Genomic DNA, 248 nt, shown 5'->3' with positions numbered 1-248 from the left:
AGAAACGAGCGTGCGGTCGTCGGCGGGCTCTGGATCGACGACGTGCGCTGGCACCGGCCGGTGGAACCAGGCGACGCGATCACCGTCCGGACCGAGATCCTCGACACTCGCCCCTCCGAGAGCGACCCGAACACGGGGATCGTCCCCGAGGCGATCACGGTAACGAACCAGCGCGAGGAGACCGTGCTGTCCTACGAGAACTACGAAAAAATAAAAAAAAATAAAAAAACTAAATATTAAATAGACCG

Annotated in this window: 1 protein-coding gene; it reads left to right on the top strand. The window is 57.7% G+C overall.

The window, feature by feature from the left end; all coding sequences use genetic code 11:
* Window positions 1-240, top strand: a 240-nt coding sequence (locus QRT08_RS18510; protein WP_483299979.1) for a hotdog family protein, incomplete at its 5' end; no start/stop codon positions are given.
* Window positions 241-248: the final 8 nt, after the last annotated feature.

The sequence above is a fragment of the Halalkalicoccus sp. NIPERK01 genome (assembly GCF_030287405.1).
GTDB lineage: Archaea > Halobacteriota > Halobacteria > Halobacteriales > Halalkalicoccaceae > Halalkalicoccus.
The sequence above is the reverse complement of the archived record's forward strand: the minus strand, read 5'-3'. Positions and strand labels throughout refer to the sequence as shown.